The sequence below is a fragment of the Streptomyces sp. NPDC050423 genome (genome assembly GCF_040655445.1).
In the GTDB taxonomy this organism is placed as follows: domain Bacteria; phylum Actinomycetota; class Actinomycetes; order Streptomycetales; family Streptomycetaceae; genus Streptomyces.
Genome location: NZ_JBFAJY010000080.1, coordinates 1 through 8,136, shown reverse-complemented (window position 1 = coordinate 8,136; position 8,136 = coordinate 1). Strand labels below are relative to the sequence as shown.

General features: G+C 65.6%; 5 protein-coding genes and 3 pseudogenes. 4 read left to right on the top strand and 4 right to left on the bottom strand.

The features are described from left to right. Positions 1–85: 85 nt before the first annotated feature. Positions 86–190: pseudogene (locus AB0I52_RS32520) on the bottom strand (restriction endonuclease); the annotation flags it as partial. A 1-nt stretch (position 191) separates the two neighbouring features. Beyond that, the gene (locus AB0I52_RS32515; RefSeq protein ID WP_363078727.1) at positions 192–1,337 is read right to left on the bottom strand and encodes an SMI1/KNR4 family protein; all 1,146 of its coding nucleotides are present in this window, start codon (positions 1,335–1,337) and stop codon (positions 192–194) included. Between the two features lie 356 nt (positions 1,338–1,693). Here AB0I52_RS32515 and AB0I52_RS32510 point away from each other — a divergent pair, with 356 nt between their 5' ends. The 3 genes and pseudogenes from AB0I52_RS32510 to AB0I52_RS32500 form a co-directional block, all read left to right on the top strand. After that, the gene (locus AB0I52_RS32510) at positions 1,694–3,706 is read left to right on the top strand and encodes a PrsW family glutamic-type intramembrane protease (RefSeq protein WP_363078725.1); all 2,013 of its coding nucleotides are present in this window, start codon (positions 1,694–1,696) and stop codon (positions 3,704–3,706) included. Positions 3,707–3,777: 71 nt separating this feature from the next. After that, a complete protein-coding gene (locus tag AB0I52_RS32505) occupies positions 3,778–4,218 on the top strand; it encodes a hypothetical protein (protein WP_363078723.1) in 441 nt (146 codons plus the stop codon). Between the two features lie 288 nt (positions 4,219–4,506). Beyond that, positions 4,507–4,935, top strand: a pseudogene (locus AB0I52_RS32500) (HD domain-containing protein); the annotation flags it as partial. Here the strand turns inward: AB0I52_RS32500 and AB0I52_RS32495 are convergent. Both AB0I52_RS32495 and AB0I52_RS32490 read right to left on the bottom strand, forming a co-directional pair. After that, positions 4,923–5,027: pseudogene (locus AB0I52_RS32495) on the bottom strand (NUDIX hydrolase); the annotation flags it as partial. The pseudogenes AB0I52_RS32500 and AB0I52_RS32495 sit on opposite strands and share 13 nt — an antisense overlap. A gap of 128 nt (positions 5,028–5,155) precedes the next feature. Continuing rightward, positions 5,156–7,606 (bottom strand): helix-turn-helix domain-containing protein, encoded by a 2,451-nt coding sequence (locus tag AB0I52_RS32490; RefSeq protein WP_363078729.1) that lies wholly within the window; start codon positions 7,604–7,606, stop codon positions 5,156–5,158. Between the two features lie 266 nt (positions 7,607–7,872). Between AB0I52_RS32490 and AB0I52_RS32485 the strand changes: the two genes are divergently transcribed. After that, complete coding sequence (locus tag AB0I52_RS32485; RefSeq protein WP_363078721.1) at positions 7,873–8,118, top strand: peptidase inhibitor family I36 protein; 246 nt, start codon at positions 7,873–7,875, stop codon at positions 8,116–8,118. Positions 8,119–8,136 lie beyond the last annotated feature (18 nt).

The window sequence follows — 8,136 nt, the reverse complement described above, 5'->3', positions numbered from 1 at the left end:
CAAGCGAATCACGAACACTTGACCGGCAACGATGCCCCAACGTCACCCCATCGAGCGATGACAAGCCGGGCATAAGATCGCGTACCGCACTCTGATACTCGTACGCCGTCAGGACCATCTCCCGCATCCGCCGGTCCCGCTGCCTGCGCGCGGCCGAGAGCTGTCCGGTCTCGGCCTCCTCCAGCTCCAGGTCAGTCCTGATCTTGGGTGTACTGAGCTGCGTACCAACTGGAATCGATGGCGGGGTTGCTCAGGGTTCCCCAGAATCGGTCGTCAGGTATCGGTGGCAGCGGCGGATTGCCCAGGTCCGCATGCAGATCCGCACGCCAGTCGAGAGTGAAGTGACTTCGGATCTCCGCGCTCTCGCACACGGACCTGTAGGGGGACCCCCAGATCCCGAGCGCTATCTTCTCCGCGGCCCACCTGCGAGTGTTGTCTCGGCCGGCGTCGGCCTGCGCGAGCACCGCGCGGAGCCGCAAGGCGAGCGGGCCGGTTTGGTCCGGCCGTGGTGGGGCCACACCGCGCTCCCACGCGTCCAGGGCTGCCTTGACCTCCGGGTAGTTGTTGAGGCCCGTTCCGACCGCCAGTCTGCGCAGCTGCTTCCGCGCGGCCTCAACCACCTGCTCATACGGCAGGATCGCGATCAGTGCACCGAGTTCCTCATGTCCGTCCAGGTAGCTCACGTGGAGGAGGTCGGTGGGACTGTGGGACAGATCCAGCTCCGGCAGCTGCTCATCCGGCGCGGGAAGGGGCTCGTCGGCACTGCACTCCGGCCTGGCAGGCAGAGGCCCCTCCCAGAACAGCCGGCCGTTGAACGTGACGACACCAGCGTCCTGGCCGCGCTCAAGCTTGCCGGCCAATTCGGCCAGATACCCACCCAGCGAGTCGGCCTCCCCGAAACTGGTGCCGGTCTCGTTGAAGAACCGTCCGATCGCACCGAAGGAGTCCCGCCCGGTACGGCAATCCATCAGGACACCGTCCGACGTCACGTCATAAGAACCGAACTTTACGTAGCCGCTGAGCCAGTAGCCCTCGGCCTCCCCGTCGAGGCCTTGGTCGATGCCGCGCATGAACCCGGTATCCCCGAGGATCCCGCTCACTCCGAGCAGCCGGTCGCCCGTGCTGAACCGGAAAGCCTCAGGTCCCTCCAGCGCCCCGTTGTGTCGGAGGAGTGAAGCGACCAGGTCCGGAGGGAAGGTGACACCCAGTTCCTCTTGCGCTGCCGCGATCTCCTCGTCTCCTGCGGGCGGCCGAAGCGTGGCGAAAGTGCGGGGCGCGTGCTCGCGCAGCCACGCGTCGATGCGAGTCCATGAGGCCTGGACCAGGTCTGCTGACATAGGGCCGACCCTAGAGCCAGCCACTGACAACAGCTTGATCGCCGCTCACCCGGCCGTGCCCGCCGTGTTGGCGTCAGGCCGGCAGATTCGAGTGGACCCTTGTCCCGGCTCACCAAGCTGCCAGCACCGGACGCTGTAGCCGCTCACTCGCCAAGTGAAGCGCTCAGTCACAATCACCCGATCGGTGGCTACTCGAAGAAGCTCAATGAAGCGCATCCAGCCGACCGAGACGCATTGGATCTGGCTCTTGCCCTCGACCGAACACCCCCCTAGCATTTCGTTCGCTACTGCGAATTCAATCTATCTGTGGGGGTTGCGTCGTGGCGTTGTTAATGGTGGCGGCTGCCGTGTGGGGTGTGCTGCAGCTGTTTGCGTTGGCGTGGCCCACGCGGTCGGTGCGGTTGTCCACGGTGTTGCTGGCCCTGATGGTGGGTGTGTACGGGTGCGGCGTGGTGGTGGCGCTTGTGGAGATGGCCTACACCCGTCTGTATGCGGATGGTTCAGGGCTTCCGCTGGCAGAGGTGGTGGACACCACCAGTTACACGGTGGCGCCATGGGTGGAGGAGTTGATCAAACTCTGCCCGTTGTTGCTGGCCGGGCTGTATGCCAAGGTGCGTCGACAGTGGGGGCTGGCGGACTTCGTGGTGCTCGGCTCGGCTCTGGGGGCCGGGTTCGGGCTGTTGGAGGCTTTGCTGCGATTTGCAGCTGAAGCCAAGCGGGCCATCCCGCGCGCCCATGGCGGCTGGGTGATCCCCGATGGACTGTCCCCGCCGTATGTGCCCGGCCCACACCAGGTGTTCACCAGTTGGCTTCCGGCCCCGTTCGCTACCTTGGAGATGGGCCAGGAGGCTGCCTCTGCGACGTTCTCGCATCTGGTGTGGACGGCCCTGGCCGGCCTTGGTGTTGGGGTGTTGCTGCGCGGCCGCGGCTGGATACGGGTGTTGGCGGTGGTACCGGTAGCGGCTGCGATCGGGTACCACACGCTGAACAACTACGCGGCCCAGCACTATGACGCCACCGGCGCGGCGGATTGGCTGGAGAAGCTGGACGCAAAGTCGTGGTTGATGCCACTGGTCTGCCTGGCCACGGCCATGATCGTTGACTTGCGCCAACTGCACCACGGTAGAAATCGAATACCTGGCGTGCTGCTGGCCGGCGAACGCGAGGTCGGCGACAGCCCCGCTGCCCTCATCCGCTACGCCGCCTGGCGCCTGCCCTGGACCCTGCTGATCGCCGTTCGTTTCGTACGGCTGCGCCGCGCGCTGTGCTACATGAGTGCCCTCGCCCCAGCTGCGGAGACCGAGGAGCTGCGTCGCCTGACCGCGGACATCGCCGCCCGCATCGACACCTCCGACCGTGAAGGTGCCTGGAAGGGTCTGGACATCCGCGGCCTGTTGAGAAAGACCCGCGCCGGCAGCGGACGCTGGAGATGGCAACTGGTCATTCCCTGTCTCCTGGCTCTGCCCTCTCTGATCTTCCTAGGTATCGGATCGTTCCACTCCACCTCTGGTTTGCAGACGTATATCGCCACTGGACCGCGTCCTGAGATCCTTCTCTACTGCGCCATGGCGGCCTTGGCCTGGATCGCCTGGCAACTGACCGCCCTGCTCCGCACCTGGCGGGCTACTGCGGCTCAGCCCATCGGTGAGCAAGTGGCCTTGCACCGCTTCCGCATCACCACTGCCCTGGGTTCCGCCGCCGCCGGAGTGTTCATGCTCTACCGCGGCCTGGGTGGCGCCGACGTCACCACCGACACGCTCCTCTCCCCGGCCCATCTACTGGAAGCCCTCGACCGGACTCTCTTCTGGGTCGGACTCCTTCTCTTTCTGGTCGCCCTGGCCGCACTCATCGGACCTGGTACCGGTCTTGCCGGTCTGGCCCTCGCCGGCGGGGGCGCCGTGGGCGGCCTGACCGTCCAAGCCGCAGTCAACGCAGCTCTCCTGGGCTCCGCGGGCATCGTCCTCATGGGGGCAAGCGCCAACGGAGGCTTCGGCGACAGCGGGACGGGCGGGCAGGGTTCGCAATCATCGAGTGGGGGGGAAGTCAACTGGAAGCCGGCCAGCACCAAGACGTTCGGACACACCTTCAAGATGCATGGCCGGAAGCGCACTCTCCAGCAGATGGCGGATCGAGCGCGAGGGAAGGGAACGCCCCAAGGTCAATGGCTTGACGACAACGCGGCCGCAGACCTGTTGCGCCGAGAACATCGCCCCGGTCTGACAGGAACGGAGGATTCATACATCGTTCAGATCCCCAAGGGGATGGGCAGGGTTGTATTCGAAGACGAAACCTGGAAAGAGGCAACTCACGCTATCCTCGTTCCGGGGCGAAATGGCCTGTTCAGGTCCGCCTATCCAATAATTCCATGAGGGGAAATATGTTTCACTTTCAATTCCAGGGGCCTTCGGAGGTCGTTTCCGGGCGGGGTCCGGAAGGAGGGTTGGAGGACAATGATGACTATCAGTACCTGGTCATCGAAGGGTGCTACTCTCTGTCAGAGACTGATTGCCAATTCGTGATTGGTGGATTCGGGCAGGACGACTGGAGGTTCGACATCGAATACGACATGTCTTCCTTCCTTGAAGGTCTCCCCGAGCTACTCGCGGCGCTTGATTCGGGTCGAGCCGTGGCGATAGACCTCTATCCACAAGGGGTCGAACGTGTTCTCACGTTCACCCCCCAGGGTGATGCAGTCAGCGTTGAGTGCACATCGCGAACGTCGTGGGCCCCAGACCCTCGGATGGAATACCATGACTTGGCTGAGCTTCTCAGAATGGCCAGGAAGCTGGCAACAGACTTCTCTGAAGCGGTGAGTGCTGCCGTGCCGGAGATCGGGAGGCTGGAGCCATTCACGTCATGGAAGGCCGGGCGGTTCCACTAGAGGTAACTCCGCGTGATGCAATGCGAGGGGTGGAACAGTCTGTGGAATTCCCCTCCGCTCGCGGCCGAGGATGCGTCAGCCCGACATTCGGTAAGCATTTCGCGGCCCGAACGGTGGAGAGCCCATGGCTCGCTGATTTGCTCGGTAAGCGCACTGGGTTTGTTCCATGAATGCAAGGTTTCGACGGTCCGTGGTGTTTCGTCTTCTTGCACGTTTCAGACGGGCGGCCCTCTACCCGGAGGGATTCACCTTTGGGCGAAGCAGCAGCAAGGCGGGCGTTCCAGATCAAACGCCGAGCTGATGCTGTCTGCGGCCGTATTGCATGATGTCGGATACGCTCCGCGGCTGGCCGATACCGGCTCTCATCGCTGGATGGCGCCCGGTTTCTTCGTGACGTCCATGGCGCGGATCGACGGCTGGTCCGGTTGGTAGCGAACCACTCGCTGGCCTTGCTGGAGGCTGAGGAGCGCGGCCTGCGGGACGTCCTGGAGGCCGAGTTTCCGTTGCCTGAGGACCAGGTTCTTGTGGACGTCCTCGTGTTCTGTGACATGACGACCACGCCCGATGGCGAAGTCACTTCTGTCACAGCCCTTAGCAGAGATCGCTGCCCGCTATGGAGTCGACAGCCTGGTGGGACGCTTCATCCGTAGGGCCGAGCCGGACATCCTTGCGGCCGCGGGGCGGGTGGAGGCGGCTCTGGCCGCTCAGTCCAGGTAGGGGTGGGTGCCGCCGAGGCAGTCGCCGACCTGCTGGCGCATGCTGGGGTGGATGTCGTACTGGTCCAGGTCGGATGGCTGGATGAAGCGGACGCTGCCGCCTTTGCCGCGCTGGCCGGGATTGAACGCGAATGAAGACCTCTCTCAATAGGTAGAGGCACATCTCGTGTCGGTGGCGAAAGGGCTCAATGCCGGCGCGCCGGGTGAGAGCCGGGAGCAGCTCAGGAACGAACCTGATTGGCGGCGAAGGCTCTCTCCAGCGTCCCCCGCAGGCCGAGGTTCTGCCCCTCCAGGTACGCCTGTTGGTACTCGTTCTCGCCCAGCAGCCGGATTGCGCTGTGGAGCGCGCGCTCACGGTGAGCGGTCAAAAGTGCGAATCCGAATAGTCGGGGGGCGCCGGAGGGATGCCACACGCGGTCCACGGCTCCCAGCACGACTGCCGCTGAGCGAGGGTTGCCACAGGAGGAGAGTACCCAGGCAAGGGTCTCGCTGAGGGCCGCCTCTCCCAAGTGCTCGTCGATCTCTCTCGTGTGGTGCAGGGCGCGCTTGAGGGGCTTCAGGGCGAGCTCGGGCCGACCCGCGTCACTGTAGTTGACGGCCAGGGCCCACAGGAGATAGCACCGATGCCACACATCGCCCCGGGCCTCGGACATCCCCAGCGCCTGTTCGAGTAACACGGTGGAGCGGGCGTGATCGCCCTGCATCACGGCGGCGAAGCCGAGCTGGGCGATGCACTGCTCTCGAGTCAACAGCGCGTCGGACCACTGGCCGGTCGCTAGAGAGGCTTCCGTGAACTTCACGGCGGTCTCCGTGTCTCCGGCGAACAGGGCAGGAAGAGCACGCAACTGAAGGAACGCCGAAGTCAGTTGGGCAGGAGTTGGGTGGTCCGCGGGGACGCCCGCCTCGGCGGCATTCACAGCAGGCACATCCGCCAGAGCTCCCTCTCCCCGCGTGATCACCTCTTGGGCGCCATCGTGATCACCCTGGAGAAGCAACAGGAACCCAGCCACCCACACGGCCTGGCACCACAGGAGGGCAGTCTCGGGGGAGGGAGGCCGGGGGTGGCGTTCGAGAATGCCGCGCATCCACCCCGCGCCCTCGCCCACATTGGCCGAGGTCAGACAGTGCAGCCAGAACCCGAGACACGCGTGCAGCACAATCGCCGCAGGCTCACCGGGTGGCGGAGGCGAGGTGGCGATCTGCCGGAGGTTGGCGTGCTCCGCACGCAGCCGGCGTAACCACGATGCCTGTGCGGATGAGCCGTACGCGAGCCCCGCCCGTGCAGCGAGCCGGAGGTACCAGGCACGGTGGCAACGCAGAGCCGACTGGGCCGGTCCGTTCTCCACGAGGCGCTCCTGGCCATAGGAGCGAACGGTCTCCAGCATGTGCAGACGGGTACAGCCATCGGTCTCGACACGCATGAGGAGCGACTTGTCCATGAGTCCGACCAGGGCCTCAAATGCCTCACCCGCGCCAGTGGTCCCCGCGGCGGCCTGCCCGGCGGGGCCGCAGAGCTGCTCCGCGTCGGTCAGCAGTACCCCGCCGGTACACAGCGACAGCTGTTCCCAGGCCGTTCGCTCGGCTTCGGTGCACAACTCATAACTCCAGTCGAAGAGTGCACGCAGCGCCTGGTGGCGAGGGGGCGCGGTGCGCTCCCCGGCGCTGGGGCCCAGAAGGCGGAACCTGTGATCGAGCCGCTGCAGAAGCTCCTCGGGTGCCAAGGTGCGCAGGCGCCGCGCGGCGATCTCCAGGGCGAGAGGCAGACCATCCAGCCTTCGGCACACCTGGGCGACGATGTGCCGGTTCGCATCAGTCACCCGGAAGCCGGGAGAGGCGGCCTCGGCCCGATCGGCGAAGAGCGTCATGGCCGGCGAGTCCACGCCGCACGCTCCCGGGGCGCGCTCCTTGTCAGCGGGCGCCTCGTGGGCCGACTGTGGCTGGGGCAGGGGAGGAAGCCCCAGCGGTGTCACCTGCAGCACATGCTCTGCGCCGAGATTGATGGGCTGCCTGCTGGTCGCAAGGACGCGTAGGTCCGGCAACAGCGGCAGCAGGCCCCCAATGGTGCGGGCGCACCCGCCGAGTACGTGTTCGCAGTTGTCGAGGAGAAGGAGAACGCTCCGTCCGCGCAACGCCTCGGCGAGTGCGGTCAGAGGGTCCTGCCCTGCCCTGGCATGCACGCCGACGGCGGAGGCGACCGCTTCCGGGACAGCGTGGTCGCTGCCGAGTTCAGCCAGTTCCGCACAGTAGGTGCCATCCGTGAACCGTTCGCCCACTTCTCGCAAGACGCGCCCGGCCAGCCGCGTCTTGCCCACACCGCCCACGCCGACCAGCGTGACCAGTCGACTGTGCTCCAGCAGAGCAGTGGTTTGGGCGAGCTCGGTCTCGCGGCCCACGAAGCTGGTGGCTTCCACGCCGCCGAAGCCCGCCGGAGTGGACGGGTCGGCGTTCCGCGCCTCCTCAAGCCGGTTCAGCTCCTGCCGAACACGCTCCCAGCAGTCCTCCCACCACCGCGGGTCTCCACCGCACGCACGAACATAGGCGAGGAGGACTTCGCGGCTGGGCAGCCGCTGGCCGGCCGCGGCCTGGGACAGCGCACTTTGCGAAAAGCGGGTCGAGGCGGCCATCTGCGCGTAGGTGAGCCGCACCCTGCTACGGAGCGCACGCAGATCCAATGCCAAGCGCTCCAGAGGCCCTGCCTCAGGATCCAGCGGCTGTTCCGGACGGCCTGGCCTGCCTGCCAACTCGGTCTACCCTCCGAATGGTCCGATTGATTCGTTGATTATGGCCGTCCTCCCGGCCTGGCGAACAACTCTTGCTTCCCGGAACCTCGAGTTGACGCAGATGCCTTACCAGGGGCCGAAAAGCATCCTTCGAAGCCCATGCCGGCAACTGCCGCAGAGCACATTCCTGCTCTCCGAATCGCCAGAGGAGAATCCCCATGCGTCTCACCCGTGTCCTGCCGCTGGTCGCCGCAGCCGTCGCGGCCGTATTCCTCGGCCCGGTCGCGCCCGCCCAGGCCGCCACCGCCGACTGCCCGTCCGGCTACCTCTGCGTCTGGGACCAGACGTCCTACAACGGCCACATGTACAAGTTCAGCGGCTCCAACTCCGATGGGTGCGGCTCTTCTGAAGTGAAGATTGTTCAGGCGGTCAGTCTGAATCCGGCCTGGTGGGGGTGGGTGTAGAGCCGTTCGTGTTCGCGG